Source organism: Actinomadura parmotrematis, from assembly GCF_019458805.1.
Lineage (GTDB): Bacteria > Actinomycetota > Actinomycetes > Streptosporangiales > Streptosporangiaceae > Spirillospora > Spirillospora parmotrematis.
Genome location: NZ_JAIBOA010000024.1, coordinates 25,928 through 40,490, shown reverse-complemented (window position 1 = coordinate 40,490; position 14,563 = coordinate 25,928). Strand labels below are relative to the sequence as shown.

Annotated in this window: 17 protein-coding genes; 9 read left to right on the top strand and 8 right to left on the bottom strand. The window is 76.0% G+C overall.

From position 1 onward, the window contains the following. Positions 1 to 25: 25 nt before the first annotated feature. The 5 genes from K1Y72_RS29300 to K1Y72_RS29280 are packed head-to-tail and all read right to left on the bottom strand — an operon-like array spanning position 26 to position 4,043. Complete coding sequence (locus tag K1Y72_RS29300; RefSeq protein ID WP_220169735.1) at positions 26 to 604, bottom strand: 3-hydroxyanthranilate 3,4-dioxygenase; 579 nt, start codon at positions 602 to 604, stop codon at positions 26 to 28. After that, on the bottom strand, positions 601 to 1,032 hold the full coding sequence (locus tag K1Y72_RS37410) for a RidA family protein (protein ID WP_220169734.1): 432 nt from the start codon (positions 1,030 to 1,032) through the stop codon (positions 601 to 603). The genes K1Y72_RS29300 and K1Y72_RS37410 overlap by 4 nt, the downstream gene beginning before the upstream one ends. Continuing rightward, a complete protein-coding gene (locus tag K1Y72_RS37405) occupies positions 1,029 to 1,787 on the bottom strand; it encodes a 2-keto-4-pentenoate hydratase (RefSeq protein WP_220169733.1) in 759 nt (252 codons plus the stop codon). The genes K1Y72_RS37410 and K1Y72_RS37405 overlap by 4 nt, the downstream gene beginning before the upstream one ends. Further along, complete coding sequence (locus K1Y72_RS29285; protein WP_220169732.1) at positions 1,784 to 2,587, bottom strand: 2-keto-4-pentenoate hydratase; 804 nt, start codon at positions 2,585 to 2,587, stop codon at positions 1,784 to 1,786. Before K1Y72_RS29285 ends, K1Y72_RS37405 begins: the two co-directional genes overlap by 4 nt. A 10-nt stretch (positions 2,588 to 2,597) precedes the next feature. Next, positions 2,598 to 4,043, bottom strand: a complete 1,446-nt coding sequence (locus K1Y72_RS29280) for a 2-hydroxymuconic semialdehyde dehydrogenase (RefSeq protein WP_220169731.1) — start codon at positions 4,041 to 4,043, stop codon at positions 2,598 to 2,600. Positions 4,044 to 4,154: 111 nt separating this feature from the next. On the opposite strand from K1Y72_RS29280, the gene K1Y72_RS29275 reads away from it, so the two are divergent. After that, positions 4,155 to 5,081, top strand: a complete 927-nt coding sequence (locus tag K1Y72_RS29275; RefSeq protein ID WP_220169730.1) for a LysR substrate-binding domain-containing protein — start codon at positions 4,155 to 4,157, stop codon at positions 5,079 to 5,081. A 32-nt stretch (positions 5,082 to 5,113) separates the two neighbouring features. On the opposite strand, the gene K1Y72_RS29270 is transcribed toward K1Y72_RS29275, so the two are convergent. Both K1Y72_RS29270 and K1Y72_RS29265 read right to left on the bottom strand, forming a co-directional pair. Next, entirely contained in the window at positions 5,114 to 5,971 is an 858-nt protein-coding gene (locus K1Y72_RS29270) for an alpha/beta hydrolase (protein WP_220169729.1), read from the bottom strand. Between the two features lie 27 nt (positions 5,972 to 5,998). Further along, positions 5,999 to 6,433 (bottom strand): HU family DNA-binding protein, encoded by a 435-nt coding sequence (locus K1Y72_RS29265; protein ID WP_220169728.1) that lies wholly within the window; start codon positions 6,431 to 6,433, stop codon positions 5,999 to 6,001. A 175-nt stretch (positions 6,434 to 6,608) separates the two neighbouring features. Between K1Y72_RS29265 and K1Y72_RS29260 the strand changes: the two genes are divergently transcribed. Continuing rightward, positions 6,609 to 7,439, top strand: a complete 831-nt coding sequence (locus K1Y72_RS29260; protein ID WP_220169727.1) for a DUF4253 domain-containing protein — start codon at positions 6,609 to 6,611, stop codon at positions 7,437 to 7,439. A gap of 50 nt (positions 7,440 to 7,489) precedes the next feature. Next, on the top strand, positions 7,490 to 8,113 hold the full coding sequence (locus tag K1Y72_RS29255) for a TetR/AcrR family transcriptional regulator (RefSeq protein ID WP_308287275.1): 624 nt from the start codon (positions 7,490 to 7,492) through the stop codon (positions 8,111 to 8,113). Here K1Y72_RS29255 and K1Y72_RS29250 read toward each other — a convergent pair whose 3' ends face one another. Next, positions 8,114 to 8,881 carry an enoyl-CoA hydratase/isomerase family protein gene (locus tag K1Y72_RS29250; RefSeq protein ID WP_220169726.1) on the bottom strand — a complete coding sequence of 256 codons (768 nt, stop codon included), beginning with the start codon at positions 8,879 to 8,881 and terminating at the stop codon, positions 8,114 to 8,116. 68 nt (positions 8,882 to 8,949) lie between these two features. Here K1Y72_RS29250 and paaZ point away from each other — a divergent pair, with 68 nt between their 5' ends. From paaZ to paaE, 6 genes are read left to right on the top strand one after another with little or no spacing between them, the layout of a single operon-like run. Beyond that, on the top strand, positions 8,950 to 10,956 hold the full coding sequence (gene paaZ / locus K1Y72_RS29245) for a phenylacetic acid degradation bifunctional protein PaaZ (RefSeq protein WP_220169725.1): 2,007 nt from the start codon (positions 8,950 to 8,952) through the stop codon (positions 10,954 to 10,956). Continuing rightward, entirely contained in the window at positions 10,953 to 11,873 is a 921-nt protein-coding gene (gene paaA / locus K1Y72_RS29240; RefSeq protein WP_220169724.1) for a 1,2-phenylacetyl-CoA epoxidase subunit PaaA, read from the top strand. Before paaZ ends, paaA begins: the two co-directional genes overlap by 4 nt. Then, on the top strand, positions 11,870 to 12,148 hold the full coding sequence (gene paaB, locus K1Y72_RS29235; RefSeq protein ID WP_220169723.1) for a 1,2-phenylacetyl-CoA epoxidase subunit PaaB: 279 nt from the start codon (positions 11,870 to 11,872) through the stop codon (positions 12,146 to 12,148). The genes paaA and paaB overlap by 4 nt, the downstream gene beginning before the upstream one ends. Positions 12,149 to 12,163: 15 nt before the next feature. After that, positions 12,164 to 12,940 (top strand): 1,2-phenylacetyl-CoA epoxidase subunit PaaC, encoded by a 777-nt coding sequence (paaC, locus tag K1Y72_RS29230; RefSeq protein WP_220169722.1) that lies wholly within the window; start codon positions 12,164 to 12,166, stop codon positions 12,938 to 12,940. Continuing rightward, positions 12,937 to 13,425: a 1,2-phenylacetyl-CoA epoxidase subunit PaaD gene (paaD, locus tag K1Y72_RS29225; RefSeq protein ID WP_308287274.1), complete on the top strand. Its 489-nt coding sequence runs from the start codon at positions 12,937 to 12,939 to the stop codon at positions 13,423 to 13,425. The genes paaC and paaD overlap by 4 nt, the downstream gene beginning before the upstream one ends. Position 13,426: 1 nt before the next feature. Beyond that, a complete protein-coding gene (gene paaE, locus K1Y72_RS29220; protein ID WP_220169720.1) occupies positions 13,427 to 14,473 on the top strand; it encodes a 1,2-phenylacetyl-CoA epoxidase subunit PaaE in 1,047 nt (348 codons plus the stop codon). The last annotated feature ends 90 nt before the right edge of the window (positions 14,474 to 14,563 follow it).

Genomic DNA, 14,563 nt, shown 5'->3' with positions numbered 1-14,563 from the left:
GGCGGGCTTTCCGTTCGCGGGCGGGTCAGGCGCGGGTCGCGGTGACCGGCTCCAGGCCGGCGGGCCACCGCCGGCCGGGGTGCAGGGCGCCGCAGTGCGGGCAGGTCCGGGCGTCCTCGTCGGCGTAGAAGGCGCTGAAGACCGGCGGGAGGTCGGCGACGATCGAGCGGACCTGCAGCTCGGCGCGGTGCACCAGGTGCGAGCACTCCACGCAGTACCACTCGAACGCCTCCGGCGTGCCCTCGGCCCGCGGGATCTCCACGACGAGGCCGATGGAGCCCTCCTCGGGCCGCTGCGGGGAGTGCCGGACGTGCGGGGGCAGCAGGAACACGTCGCCCTCGTTGATCTGCACGTCGACGGGCGGCCGGCCCTCCTCCTCCATCACCCGCAGCACCATGTTGCCCTTGAGCTGGTAGAAGAACTCCTCGTGCGGGTCGTCGTGGAAGTCGGTGCGCCGGTTCGGGCCGCCGACGACCATGACGATGAGCCCGGCGTCCTCGAACACCTGGACGTTGCCGACCGGGGGGCGCAGCAGGTCGCGGTGCTCGTCGATCCAGCGCCGGAGGTCGAACGGCGCGCCGAAGCGCAGCTTGGGCAGGGTCATGCGCGGGCCTCCTCGCCTGCGGGGATGTGCGCCACGCACGCGATCTCGACGAGCAGGTGCGGGTGCGGGAGCTGGTGGACGGCGACGGTGGTGCGGGCGGGGCCGGTCTCGTCGAAGTAGGTCCCGTAGACCTCGTTGTAGCCGCCGAAGTCGTTCATGCTCACCAGGTAGGCCGTCACGTTGACGACGTCGGCGAGGCCGCCGCCCGCGGCCGCCAGCAGGTCGGCGATGTTGTCGAGCACGGCGCGGGTCTGCTCGCGGATGTCGAGGTCGGTGACGCCCATCGCGTCGGCGCTCGCCCCCGCGAAGGTGCCGTCGGGGCGCCGCGCGCTCGTCCCGGACACGAACACCAGGTCGCCGGCCCGCTTGAGGTGCGGGAACCGGCCGCGCGGCGCCGCCTTCCCGGCGACGGTGAGGTGGTCGCTCACCGGGTCGTCACCTCCGCGGCGCCGAGCCCGGCGCCGACGACGCGGACGTGCGCGCCGGCGGGCAGCGGGACGGCGGCGGTCGCGGCGCCGGCGAGCACGACCATGCCGGGCTGCAGCGCGACGCCGGCGGCCGCCGCGAGCCGCGCGGCGGCGCGCAGCGACCGGTAGGGGTCGCCGAGGATCGCCGCGGCCGAGCCGGTCGCGACGGCCCGCCCGTCGATCTCCAGGAGGAGGCCGGTGTTGGCGAGGTCGCGGGGCCGGTGCCAGGCGCCCACGCCGTAGCCGGACGCCGAGGCGTTGTCGGCGATCACGTCGGGCAGCGCGAAGCTGAACCCCGCGTACCGCGAGTCGAGCACCTCGAAGCCGACCGCGACGCCGTCCACCGCGGCCTCCACCGCGAGCGGCGAGGTCACCTCGCGGCCGATCAGGAAGGCGATCTCGGGCTCGACGCGCGGGTGGATGCGGGTGCCGGTGTCGAGCGCGCCCTCGGCGGGCATGGCGTCGGTGAGCAGTCCCCAGATGACGTCGTCGACGCCCATCTGGGCCATCTTGGCGCGGCTGGTGAAGCCCATCTTGACACCGGTGACGCGCTCGCCGCGCCCCACCCGCAGGTCGATCCCGGCGCGCTGCACCGCGTAGGCGGTCGCCGCGTCCAGGCCGGCGCCGCCGGGGCCGTCGGTGAGGCGCGGGACGGGCGCCCGGTCGCGGGCGGCCCGGTCGAGCGCCGCCGCGGCGGCCTGGACGTCGAAGCTCACGGGGTCTCCTTCGCGAAGGCCACGCGGACGTCGCCGAGGCCGTCGATGCGGGCCTCCAGGACGTCGCCGGGCGCGGCCGCGACCATGGGTCCGAGCGCGCCGGTCAGGACGGTGTCGCCCGCGCGGAGCGGGCGGCCGACGCGGACCAGGGTGTCGGCGAGCCAGAGCGCGGCGTTCAGCGGGTGGCCGAGGCAGGCGGCGCCGGTGCCGGTGGACACCTGCTCGCCGCGCCGCTCCACGACCATGCCGCAGAGCCGCAGGTCGACGTCGGCGAGCGCGACGGGCCGGTTCCCGAGGACGTACATCCCGCTGGAGGCGTTGTCGGCGACGGTGTCGGCGAGGGTGATGTCCCAGTCGCGGACGCGGCTGCCGGCGACCTCGATCGCCGGGAGCGCGAACGCGGTGGCCCGGATGAGATCGGCGGCGGTGTGCCGCTCGTGGTCCAGGTCGCGCTCCAGCACGAGTGCGACCTCGGCCTCGGCCCGCGCCTGCGGCACCGCGCCCGCCGGGATCTCGGCGCCGTCGGGGACGGCCATGTCGGCGAACAGCATGCCGAAGTCGGGGCTGTCCACGCCGAGCTGGCGCTGCACCGCCGCGGAGGTGAGGCCGATCTTGCGGCCGGCGAGGCGCCGCCCCGCGTCGAGCCAGGTCTCGGTGATCCGCTCCTGGACGGCGTAGGCGGCGTCCGCCGAGCCGACCAGGTCGCGGACGGGGTCGCAGGGCACGCCGGTCTCGTGGGCGCGGAGCAGCCGGGCGGCGGCCCGCTCGACGGCGGTCGCGGGAGTCGCGGTCTGGGTCACGTCGGGTCTCTCAGATCTGGATGCACACGTTGACGGGCTCGGAGAAGAAGTCCAGGGAGTACTCTCCCCCCTCGCGGCCGATGCCCGACGCCTTGACCCCGCCGAAGGGGGTGCGCAGGTCGCGCAGGTTCCAGCAGTTCACCCAGACGATGCCGGCCTCGATCCGCGGCGCGACGCGGTGCGCGCGCGACAGGTCGCGGGTCCACACGGTGGCGGCGAGCCCGTAGGGGCTGTCGTTGGCGAGCCGGACCGCCTCGTCCTCGGCGTCGAAGGGCGCGAGGTGGCAGACCGGGCCGAACACCTCCTCGCGGACGGCGCGGGCGGTCCCGGGCAGGCCGGTGAGGACGGTCGGCTCGACGTGGAAGCCCCCGTCGCGGGCGTCGCCGAACGCCGGGACGCCGCCGCCCGCGAGGACCGTCGCGCCCTCCTCCACGGCGAGCCGGTAGTAGGACAGCACCTTGTCGCGGTGCGCGGCCGAGATCATCGGGCCGTAGCCCGCCAGGGCGGCGGCGCGGCCGGCGAGCCGCTCGGCGAACTCGGCGAAGACGGGCCGCTCGACGTACACGCGCTCGGTGCAGAGGCAGATCTGGCCCGAGTGGGTGAACGACGAGCGGACCGTGCCCTCGACGGCGGCGTCCAGGTCGGCGTCGGCGAAGACCAGGGCGGGGTTCTTGCCGCCGAGCTCGAAGGAGACGGGGGTGACGTGGTCGGCGGCGTTCCGCATGATGGCGGCGCCGGTGGCCGACTCGCCGGTGAACGCGATCGCGTCCACGCCCGGGTGGCCGGTGAGGAACTCCCCCGCCGCCCCGGGGCCGTGGCCGTGCACGAGGTTGAAGGCGCCGGCGGGCAGCCCGGCGGCGTCGACGACCTCGGCGAGCAGCGTCGCGGTGGTCGGCGCCTCCTCCGACGGCTTGGCGACGACGGCGTTGCCGGCCGCGAGCGCCGGGGCGACCTTCCAGGTGAGCAGCAGCAGCGGCAGGTTCCACGGCGAGATGACCGCGACGACGCCGAGGGGGCGCCGCACCGTGTAGTTGAGGGCCTGGCCGGTGCCGCCGCTCCAGCCGGGGACGCTCGTCGTGTAGGCGCGCTCGGGGCGCCCGTACAGCAGGTCGGCGTAGGCGCGGAAGTTGCCGATCGCGCGCGGGACGTCGACCGTCGCGGCCAGCTCGCGGGGCTTGCCGGTGTCGGCGGCCTCGGCGGCCGTGAACTCCTCGGAGCGGGCCTCGATCCCGTCGGCGATGCGGCGGAGCGCGGCGGCGCGCTCCTCGGCGGGCGCGGCGCCCCAGCCGGCGTCCAGCGCGGCGCGGCCGGCGCGGACGGCCTCGTCCACCAGCTCGCGCGTGGCCTCGGGCGCCTCCCCCGCGACCTTGCCGGTCACCGGGTCGACCAGCGGGAAGGCCGCCCCGCCGGACCGGAACTCGCCGGCCACGTAGTGCGCGAGCACCCGGTGCCCCATGACCGCTCCCCCTCTCGCCCGCCGGACGCCCCCATCATCACGCCGCCCGGTATGACCGTCCAATACCGAGAACGGCACAAGCTATGACAGATCCGTGATAGGAAGGCGCGCATGCGCGCGATCGACCTGCTCAACGGCCGGCTGAAGCTGCGGCACCTGGTGCTGGTGGTCGCGATCGCCGACCAGGGCAGCGTGCTCCGCGCCGCCGAGCACCTGCACCTGGCGCAGCCCGCTGTCACCCGCAGCCTCCGCGAGGTCGAGCGGATCCTCGGCGTCGAGCTGTTCGCCCGCGGCCCGCGCGGGGTCACCCCGACGCTGTTCGGGGAGGCGTTCGTCGAGCACGCCCGCGCGGTCCTCGCCGAGCTGCGCCGGGCCGGCGAGCGGATCACCGGGCTCGCCGACGCCCGGGTCGGCGCGGTCTCCGTCGGCACCCTGCTCGCCGGGTCCAACGCGCTGCTGCCGCGCGCCATCGCCGCGCTGAAGCGGGACCGGCCCGGCGTCACCGTCACCGTGCACGAGGCGGCCTTCGACGCGCAGGTGCCGCGGCTGCTGGACGGCGAGATCGACATGATCGTCGGGCGGCTGAACCCGCTCGGCGGGCGGGCCGGGCTGCGCCAGACCGCCCTCTACAGCGAGCCGGTCCGGCTCGTCGCGCGCACCGGCCACCCGGCGCGCGCCCGCGCCGGCCTCACCCTGGCGGCGCTGCTGGACTACCCGTGGGTGCTGCCGCTCCCGCAGACCTCGCTCCGGCGCGAGCTGGAGCGGGCCTTCCACGGCGCGGGCCTCGGCCTGCCGGGCGACGTGGTCGAGTGCACCTCGATCCTCACCGTCCGCACGCTGGTCCGCGACACCGACATGATCGCCGCGCTGCCCGAGCTGGTGGCGCGGAGCGGCGAGGGCGTCGCGCCGCTGCCGGTCCCGCTGGAGGGGGTGCGCCGCCGGGTCGGGGTGACGCTGCCGGACCGGCGCCCGCCGACGCCGTCGGCCCGGCTCATGCTCGACCACCTGCGCCGCGAGGCCGCCGCGCTCGACGCCTGAGCGGGGCGCGCCGGCGGATCAGGTCGAGCGGATCAGGTCGAGCGGATCAGGTCGAGCAGCGCCCGCGCGACCGTCGATTCGGGGTCGCCGAGGTCGAGGACGACGTCGAAGTGGTCGCGGCCGGGCACGATCAGCGGCTCGATGCCCCAGTGCGCGGCGAACGCCCGGGTCTGCTCGACGAACCCGGCGCCGTCGTGCTCGGCGGCCGCGACGACCGCCGGGAACCGCCGCCCGGCGGGCAGCAGCGCCGGGCTGAGCCGCGCGGCGCGCGCCGCGTCCAGGCCGAGCCACTCGTTGACGTAGACGCGGGTCAGCGGGCGCAGGTCGAACAGGCCGCTGAACGGCATCGCCGCCTTCACCGCGTCGGCGGGCAGCCCGAGCTCCTCCTGCCAGCCCTCCACCATGAGCGTCCCGGCGAGGTGGCCGCCCGCCGAGGAGCCGCCGACGGTGATCCGGTCGGGGTCCAGGCCGTGCGCGCGGCCCTCGCGGTGCACCCAGGCGACCGCGGCGCGGACCTGCCGGACGATCTCCTCCAGGGTGGCGGCGGGGGCGAGGGTGTAGTCGGGCACGACGGTCGCGACGCCCTGCCCGTGCAGCATCCGGGCCATGAACCGCGAGTCCTCGCGGGCGAGCGCGCGCCAGTAGCCGCCGTGCACGAACACGAACACCGGGCGGGGGCCGCCGCCGGTGCCCCACACGTCGAGCCGCTCGCCGCTCGCCGCGTCGTAGACGATGCCGGGCGTGCCCGGCAGGCCGTCCACGGCCGCGTCGGACGCGGCCCGGTAGCGCGCCATGTGGGCGGCGAACAGCTCCTCGCCGGCCTTGCGGCGCACGTTGTAGGCGACGTCCAGTTCCTCGTCGGACAGCTCCGGCCACTCGCGCAGATCCATGCCCTCAGCCTGCCCGACGGCCGGACGTCACTTCCCGGCGGCCTTCTTCTTCCCCTTGCCCTTGCCGGCCTTGCCCTTCGCGGGCTTGGCGGGCCTCTCGGCCTTGGCGGGCTTCTTCTTGCCCTTCTTGGCCTTCTTCGGCTCCGCGGCGGCCTCGGCGACCGCCGCGACCTCCGCGGCGGCGGCCGCGGCGGCGACGCGGTTCTTGAAGGTCTGCCCGACGCGGAACCGCGGCAGCTCGGCCGCCGGGACCGCCACCGGCTGCCCGGTGCGCGGGTTGCGGGCGGTGCGCGCGGGCCGCGACGTCCGGTCGAAGGTGCCGAACCCGGTGACGAGCACGCGCTCCCCCGCGGCCACGCTCTCCATGATCGCGTCGAGGACGGCGTCCACGTGGCGGCGCGCCGCCGCCGGGTCGCTGCCGGCCCGGCGCGCCACGTCCTCGACGAGTTGGGTCCTGTTCATGAGGCAGCCTCCACCGCGAGCCGTTGCTTTTCCGCAGATTAGACCAGAAGCTCCTGCTCAGGCGGCGGACAGCGGGATCGAACCCGCGGGGGCGTCGCCGAGCGCTCCCCGGCGCCGTTACGATTCCCGGAGTGCCAAGATCCTGTTGGTATGTTCTGCACCGGAACGGCGTGAGATGGACGACGTGGATCTCCGGCTCCCCCTGCCGGACAACCTGCCGCAGCTGTTCGCGGGCGGCCCTCCCCCGAGGGGCCTCGCGACGCCGCTGCCCGCGGGCGACGTGGTCTGGCCCGATCCGGGCTACCCGCAGCGGCAGCTGACGCTGCGCCCCGCCTTCTGGGTCAGCGACGAGCCGGTGTCCGGCGAGCTGTGGGCCCGCCTCCGCGCCGAGCACGAGCACTCGGGCCTCTGGCCGCTGCTCCTCGACGAGTCCGCCCAGCCGTGGGCGGCCGGGCAGATCGCGCCCGAGCCGGTCGCCGAGATCGGCAACTACGCGCCGATCGCGTTCATGTCCGAGGTGTGGGCCGAGTGGGCCGAGCAGGTCGCCGACGAGGACGTCGACGACCTCGCGCCGTTCGGCCTCCAGTGCCCCGGACCGGCGCCGCGCGGCCTCGCGCTGGAGGACCCCGGCGCCGTCGCCGACCGGCACGCCCGCGTCCTCGCCGGGCGGGGCCTGTCGCTCGGCCTCGTCGCCGTCGAGCGGAGCGCGGACGTCCTCACCGCCGTCGGCTGGCAGGGCGCGCTCAACCACAACGAGTGGACCGCGCCGCTGTCGGCGGTGCTGCGCGGCTGGGAGGACCGCTTCGGCGCGCGCGTCGTCGGCCTCGGGTTCAACACCCTGGAGCTCAGCGTGGCCGGGCCGCCGGTCACCGCGAAGCACGCCCTCCAGGTCGCCGCCGAGCACTGGGCGTTCTGCCCCGACATCCTGTTCCAGGGCCCGGGGACCCTCGCCGGGTACGCCGAGGAGATCCGCGGCCGCACCACCTGGTCGTTCTGGTGGGACTGAGCCCGGCCCGGCTGCGAGACTGAGGCGGCGGCGCTGCGATACTCGGTGCCGTGCCTACCGCCTCCTCCGCCGAGCGGCCCGCCAGGCGCGGGCGCCCCGGCCACGACCTCGAATCGGTGCTGGCGGCCGCCGTCCGGCTGTTCAACGAGCGCGGCTACGAGGCCACCGGCATGGAGGCGCTGTCGCGCGCGCTCGGCATCACCAAGTCCGCGATCTACCACCACGTGGACAGCAAGGAGGACCTGCTCCGGCTCGCCGCCGACCGCGCCCTGGACGGCCTGTTCGAGGCGGCGGACGAGGCCCTGGCCCGCGAGGGCCGGGCGATCGACCGGCTGGAGTTCCTGGTCGAGCGGAGCGTGCTCGTGCTGGCCGACCGGCTGCCGTTCGTGACGCTGCTGCTGCGGGTGCGCGGCAACACCGAGGTCGAGCGGCGCGCCCTGGAGCGGCGCCGGGCGTTCGACCACCTGGTGGCCGACCTGATGGAGCGCGCCGCCGCCGAGGGCGACCTGCAGGCCGGCCTCGACCCGACGGTCGGCGCGCGGCTGCTGTTCGGCATGGTCAACTCGCTGATCGAGTGGTACCGGCCGGGCGGCGACCTGGACGCCGCCGCGCTCGCCGCGCTCGTCCGGCGCACCGCGTTCGACGGGCTGCGCGCCCGGCCCGCCGGCCGCTGATCAGGAGCCGGTGAAGTCCGGGCGGCGCTTGGCCAGGAACGCCTCGACGGCCGCGGCGTGGTCGCGGCTCAGCCCGAGGCGCGTCTGCGCGGCGCGCTCGTCGGCGAGGACCGCCGGCCAGCCGGCCGCGAGCGCGCGCTTGGCCTCGGCGTAGGCGAGGGTCGGCCCGGCGGCGAGGCGGGCCGCGAGCTCGGCGGCGCGGCCGGCGAGCTCGGCGGGCTCGACGACGGCGGTGAGCAGGCCCCACTCCAGCGCCCGCGCAGCGGTGAACGGCTCCGCCAGCATGATCAGCTCGGTCGCGCGGGCGGTCCCGACGGCGCGGGCGAGGCTCGCCGACAGGCCCGAGTCGCAGGTGAGGCCGATGCCGGTGAAGGCCGTGCCGAAGCGCGCGGTGCCGGCGGCGACGCGCAGGTCGCAGGCGAGCGCGAAGCCGAGCCCGGCACCGACGCAGGTGCCGTTGACGGCCGCGACGACCGGCTTCGGCATGCCGGTGAGGGCGAGGACGATGGGCTCGTAGTGCTCCTCCAGCGTCGCGAACGCCGTGCCCGGGTCGGCGCGCAGCGCCGCGGCGTGCTCGGCGAGGTCCTGCCCGACGCAGAACGCCTTGCCCGTGCCGGTGAGCACGACCGCGCGGACGGCCGGGTCGGCGCCCGCCTCCCGCAGCGCGTCCCGCAGGCCCTCTTTCACGTCCGCGGTGAGCACCGGGCCGGGCAGCGTCACGGTGGCCACCGCTCCGGTCACCGACAGCAAGGTGTTCTCAAGTCCCATGTCCGGACGTTAACATAAGTTACCGAACGTCCGGTCAGTAATTCGGTGAGGCGGCGAAGGGAGCCGGCATGACGGCGCTGCGCAGTTACGTCGCGGGCGGATGGCACACCCCCGGGGACGAGGGGGTGCCCGTCCACGACGCGGTGACCGGCGCGGAGGCGGCCCGCGTCTCCTCCGCCGGGATCGACCTCGCCGCCGCGCTCGCCTACGGCCGCGAGCGCGGCGCCGCGCTGCGGGAGCTCACCTTCCACCAGCGCGCCGCGCTGCTGACGGCGCTCGGCTCCCATTTGCGCGAGCACCGCGAGGAGCTGTACGCCCTGTCGCACCGCGCGGGCGCCACCCTCGCCGACGCCCGGGTCGACGTGGACGGCGGCATCGGCACGCTGCTCGCCTACGCGAGCAAGGGCCGCCGGGAACTGCCGAACGCGACCGTCCACGTGGAAGGCCCGGTCGAGCCGCTCGGCCGCGGCGGCACGTTCGCCGGGCGCCACATCGCGACGCCGCTGCACGGCGTCGCCGTCCAGATCAACGCCTTCAACTTCCCCGTCTGGGGCCCGCTGGAGAAGCTCGCCCCCGCCTTCCTGGCCGGGATGCCGTCGCTGGTCAAGCCGGCCGACCAGACCGCCTACCTCACCGCCCGCCTCGTCGAGCTGATCGTGGCGTCGGGGATCCTGCCCGAGGGCGCCGTCCAGCTCGTCTGCGGCGCCCCGCGCGACCTGCTCGACCATGTCGCCGAGCAGGACGTGGTCGCCTTCACCGGCTCGGCCGCGACCGGCCGCCTGCTGCGCGCCCACCCCGCGATCGTGGAGCGCGCGGTGCGCTTCACCGCCGAGGCCGACTCCCTCAACGCCTCGATCCTCGCCCCCGACGGCGACCTCGACCTGTACGCGAAGCAGCTCGTCACCGAGATGACGGTGAAGGCCGGGCAGAAGTGCACCGCGATCCGCCGCGCCCTCGTCCCCCGCGACCGGCTGGACGAGGTCGCCGAGGCCGTGCGGGCGCGCCTGGCGCGCGTCACCGTCGGCGACCCCGCCGCCGAGGGCGTGCGGATGGGCCCGCTGGTCAGCCTCGCCCAGCGCGAGGAGGTGCGCCGCGCGATCAAGGCGATCGGCGGCGAGCCGCTGTTCGGCGACCCCGACCGCGTGGACGTCGCCGGCGCCGACGCCGAGCTCGGCGCGTTCCTGTCGCCGGTCCTGCTGCTCGGCGACCCCGACCGCGCCGAGCCGCACGAGGTGGAGGCGTTCGGGCCGGTCGCCACGCTGCTGCCCTACGACGGCCTCGACCAGGCCGTCGAGTACGCCGCGCGCGGCCGGGGCAGCCTCGTCGCGTCGGTCGTCACCGAGGACCCGCAGGTCGCCGCGCGCGTCACGGTCGGCCTCGCACCCTGGCACGGCCGCGTCCTCGTGCTCGACCGGGCGGGCGCCGCCGAGTCCACCGGGCACGGCTCGCCGATGCCGGGCCTGGTCCACGGCGGCCCCGGCCGCGCGGGCGGCGGCGAGGAGCTCGGCGGCGTCCGCGCCGTCCTGCACCACATGCAGCGCACCGCCGTGCAGGGCTCCCCCGACGTGCTCACCGCGATCACCGGGCAGTGGACGGCGGGCGCCCGGCGCGGCGACGACGGCGTGCACCCCTTCCGCAAGAGCCTCGCCGAACTGCGCGTCGGCGACGCCGTCACCGCCGGGCCGCGTCCGGTCACCCGCGCCGACATCGACCACTTCGCCGAGTTCACCGGCGACACCTTCTACGCCCACACCGACGAGGAGGCCGCCGCCGCCAACCCGCTGTTCGGCGGGATCGTCGCGCACGGCTACCTGGTGGTGTCCTGGGCGGCCGGCCTGTTCGTGTCGCCCGAGCCCGGCCCCGTCCTCGCCAACTACGGGCTGGAGAACCTGCGGTTCCTCACCCCGGTGAAGGCCGGCGACGAGCTCACCGTCACCCTCACCGCCAAGCAGATCAGCCCGCGCGACGGCGCCCCGCACGGCGAGGTCCGCTGGGACACCGACGTCGTCAACCAGCGCGGCGAGTCCGTCGCCAAGTACGACGTGCTGACCCTGGTCGCCAAGGAGGCCCCGTGAGCTCCTTCGAGGACGTCCTCGCCGCCGACCGGCGGATCGAGCCGCGCGACGCCGTGCCGGACGCCTACCGGAGCACGATGGTCCGGCAGATCGCCCAGCACGCCCACTCGGAGATCATCGGGATGCAGCCGGAGGGGTACTGGATCACCCGGGCGCCCTCGCTCCGCCGCAAGGCGATCCTGCTCGCCAAGGTGCAGGACGAGGCCGGGCACGGCCTCTACCTGTACTCGGCCGCCGAGACCCTCGGGGTGGACCGCGACGACCTCACCGAGCGGCTGATCGACGGCCGCCAGAAGTACTCCTCGATCTTCAACTACCCGACCCTGTCCTACGCCGACGTCGGCGTCATCGGCTGGCTGGTGGACGGCGCCGCGATCTGCAACCAGGTCCCGCTCTGCCGCAGCTCCTACGGCCCCTACGCCCGCGCGATGATCCGCATCTGCAAGGAGGAGTCCTTCCACCAGCGGCAGGGCTACGAGCTGCTCCTCACCATGATGGGCGGCACCGCCGCGCAGCGCGCGCAGGTGCAGGACGCCGTGGACCGCTGGTGGTGGCCCTCGCTCATGATGTTCGGGCCGCCCGACGCCGACTCCCCCAACACCGCCCGCTCGATGGCCTGGCGCATCAAGCGGCACACCAACGACGAGCTGCGGCAGCGGTTCGTCGACATGACCGTCCCGCAGGCCGAGCGGCTCGGCGTCACGCTGCCCGACCCCGAGCTGCGCTGGAACCCCGGGCGCGGCCGCCACGACTTCGGCACCCCCGACTGGGACGAGCTGAAACGCGTCATCTCCGGCGGCGGCCCCTGCAACGCCGAGCGGATCGAGCGCCGCCGCCGCGCCCACGAGGACGGCGCCTGGGTGCGCGAGGCCGCCCTCGCGCACGCCGCCAGGCGGCAGGAGGGGGAGACCGGATGAGCTGGCCGCTGTACGAGGTGTTCGTCCGCGCCAAGCGGGGCCTCAACCACGTCCACGTGGGGTCGCTGCACGCGCCCGACGACGCGGCCGCGCTCCGCAACGCCCGCGACCTGTACACCCGCCGCAACGAGGGCGTCAGCATCTGGGTGGTGCGGTCGGACGCCGTCACCGCCTCCAGCCCGGACGAGAAGGACGCCTTCTTCGACCCGAGCGGCGACAAGGTGTACCGGCACCCGACCTTCTACCCGATCCCGGGCGACGTCCCGCACATCTGAGGGGGACCGCCCCGCATGGACCTCTACGACGACGACCTCACCGGCGACGGCCACTGGGCCTTCGGCACCGGCTTCGCCGACCCGCTCGCCGGGATCGACGCGCCGCCCGCCTCGCCCGAGCTCGCCGCGTACTGCCTGGCGCTCGGCGACGACGCCCTGGTCATGTCGCACCGGCTCCAGGAGTGGTGCACCCGCGCGCCCGAGCTGGAGGACGAGGTCGCGATCGCCAACGTCGCGCTCGACCTGCTCGGCCAGGCCCGGCTGCTGCTCGCCCGCACCGGCCGCGGCGAGGACGACCTGGCGTTCGGCCGCGACGCCGCGGAGTTCCGCAGCGTCCGGCTGGCCGAGGCCGCCAACGGCGACTTCGCCCACCTGGTCGTCCGGCTGCTGCTGTTCGCCACCTGGCGCCTGGCGATCCTCGGCGGCCTGCGCGACCACCCCGACCCCGTGCTCGCCGCCATCGCCGCCAAGGGCGTGAAGGAGGTCGCCTACCACCGCGACTACGCCGCCGGGTGGGCGATCCGCCTCGGCGACGGCACCGCCGAATCGCACCGGCGGATGCGCGCCGCCCTGGAAGCGCTCTGGCCGCTCGTCCCCGACCTGCACGCCGACCACCCCGGCGCCCGCGCCGAGTTCGAGACCGTCGTCGCCGACGTCCTCGCCCGCGCGACCCTCGACGCGCCCGCGACGACCGGGCGGGCCGCGCCGCGCGGCGAGCACCTGCCCGAGCTCGCGGACGCGGTCGCCGAGATGCAGAGCGTCGCGCGCGCCCTGCCGGGGGCGACGTGGTGACGGCGCGCGCGGTCGCCGAGACCGTCACCGACCCCGAGCTGCCGCAGCTCACCCTCGCCGACCTCGGCGTCCTCCGCGACGTCGCCGAGGACGCCGGCCGCGTCACCGTCTGGATCACCCCGACCTACACCGGCTGCCCCGCCATGGACGCCATGCGCGACGACCTCGTGCACCGCCTCGCCGCGGCCGGCTACCCCGGCGCGGACGTGCGCGTCGTCCTCAGCCCGCCCTGGACGACCGACTGGATCACCGAGGCGGGCCGCCGCAAGCTCGCCGCCGCCGGCATCGCCCCGCCCGGTCCCGCGCCGCGCCCGGCGGCCGGGCCGGTGCCGCTCGCCCTCGGCCCCACCCGCGCCGCCGTCCGCTGCCCGCAGTGCGGGTCGGGCGACACCGAGGAGCTGTCCCGCTTCGGCGCGACCGCCTGCCGGGCGCTCCGCCGCTGCCGCGCCTGCGGCGAGCCCTTCGACCACGTGAAGGAGATCTGACATGCCGCTCCTCCGCGTGGCCGCCGTCGAGCGCCTCTGCGACGACGCCGTCGCCGTCACCTTCGGCGTCCCCGGCGACCTCGCCGGGCGGTTCGCGTTCCGGCCCGGCCAGTCGCTCACGCTGCGGCGCGTCGTCGACGGCCGCGACGAGCGCCGCTCCTACTCCATCTGCTCCCCCGCGGGCGGCCCGCCCCGCGTCGGCGTCCGCGAGGTCCCCGGCGGCCTGTTCTCCGGCTGGCTCGTGCACGAGGTGCGGCCCGGCGACGAGATCGAGGTGCTGCCGCCGGCCGGGTCCTTCACCGCCGACCTGGAACCGGGCGCGCACCACGTCCTCGTCGCCGCCGGGTCGGGCATCACCCCGGTCCTGTCGATCGCGGCGTCCGCGCTCGCGCTGCCCGGCACCCGCGTCACCGTCCTCTACGGCAACCGGGCCAGCGGTTCGGTGATGTTCGCCGACGAGCTCGCCGACCTCAAGGACGCCCACCCCGGCCGCGTCGAGATCGTCCACGTGCTGTCGCGCGAGCCCCGCGACGTCGAGCTGTTCTCCGGGCGCCTGGACGCCGACCGGCTGCGCCGCCTGCTGCCGCTGCTCACCCCCGTCCCCGACGTCGACCACTGGTGGCTGTGCGGCCCGCACGGCATGGTCGCCGACGCCCTGGACGTGCTCGCCGAGCTCGGCGTGCCGCGCGAGCGCGTCCACCGCGAGCTGTTCTACGTCGAGGACACCCCGCCCGCGCGGCGGCTCGCCCCCGCCGACCCCGACGGTCCCGCCACGCCGGTCACCGTCGTCCTGGACGGCCGCAGGACGCGGCTCGACCTGCCGCCGGGCGCCACCGTCCTCGACGGCGCCCAGCGGGCCCGGCCCGACCTGCCGTTCGCCTGCAAGGGCGGCGTCTGCGGCACCTGCCGCGCCCGCGTCACCGAGGGCGCGGTGACCATGCGCCGCAACTACGCCCTCGACCCCGCCGAGCTGGCCGCCGGCTACGTCCTCACCTGCCAGGCCGAGCCGGCGGGCGACGGGCCGGTGACGGTCGACTTCGACGGCTGAGCCGGCCGGCGGGCACGGCGGCCCCCTCCTCGGCGGGCCCCGCATGGCCGGGGCCCGGCCCGCTGTCTAGGATGCCCCGCAGGCACGGGT

Excerpts from the sequence above, each read along its gene's own strand:
- K1Y72_RS29275 (WP_220169730.1), top strand. The coding sequence starts at position 4,155 with ATGCGCGCGATCGACCTGCTCAACGGCCGGCTGAAGCTGCGGCACCTG.
- K1Y72_RS29280 (WP_220169731.1), bottom strand. The coding sequence starts at position 4,043 with ATGGGGCACCGGGTGCTCGCGCACTACGTGGCCGGCGAGTTCCGGTCC.
- K1Y72_RS29250 (WP_220169726.1), bottom strand. The coding sequence starts at position 8,881 with ATGGGACTTGAGAACACCTTGCTGTCGGTGACCGGAGCGGTGGCCACC.
- paaZ (WP_220169725.1), top strand. The coding sequence starts at position 8,950 with ATGACGGCGCTGCGCAGTTACGTCGCGGGCGGATGGCACACCCCCGGG.
- paaB (WP_220169723.1), top strand. The coding sequence starts at position 11,870 with ATGAGCTGGCCGCTGTACGAGGTGTTCGTCCGCGCCAAGCGGGGCCTC.
- K1Y72_RS29300 (WP_220169735.1), bottom strand. The coding sequence starts at position 604 with ATGACCCTGCCCAAGCTGCGCTTCGGCGCGCCGTTCGACCTCCGGCGC.
- K1Y72_RS29270 (WP_220169729.1), bottom strand. The coding sequence starts at position 5,971 with ATGGATCTGCGCGAGTGGCCGGAGCTGTCCGACGAGGAACTGGACGTC.
- paaE (WP_220169720.1), top strand. The coding sequence starts at position 13,427 with ATGCCGCTCCTCCGCGTGGCCGCCGTCGAGCGCCTCTGCGACGACGCC.
- K1Y72_RS29265 (WP_220169728.1), bottom strand. The coding sequence starts at position 6,433 with ATGAACAGGACCCAACTCGTCGAGGACGTGGCGCGCCGGGCCGGCAGC.
- K1Y72_RS29260 (WP_220169727.1), top strand. The coding sequence starts at position 6,609 with ATGGACGACGTGGATCTCCGGCTCCCCCTGCCGGACAACCTGCCGCAG.
- paaC (WP_220169722.1), top strand. The coding sequence starts at position 12,164 with ATGGACCTCTACGACGACGACCTCACCGGCGACGGCCACTGGGCCTTC.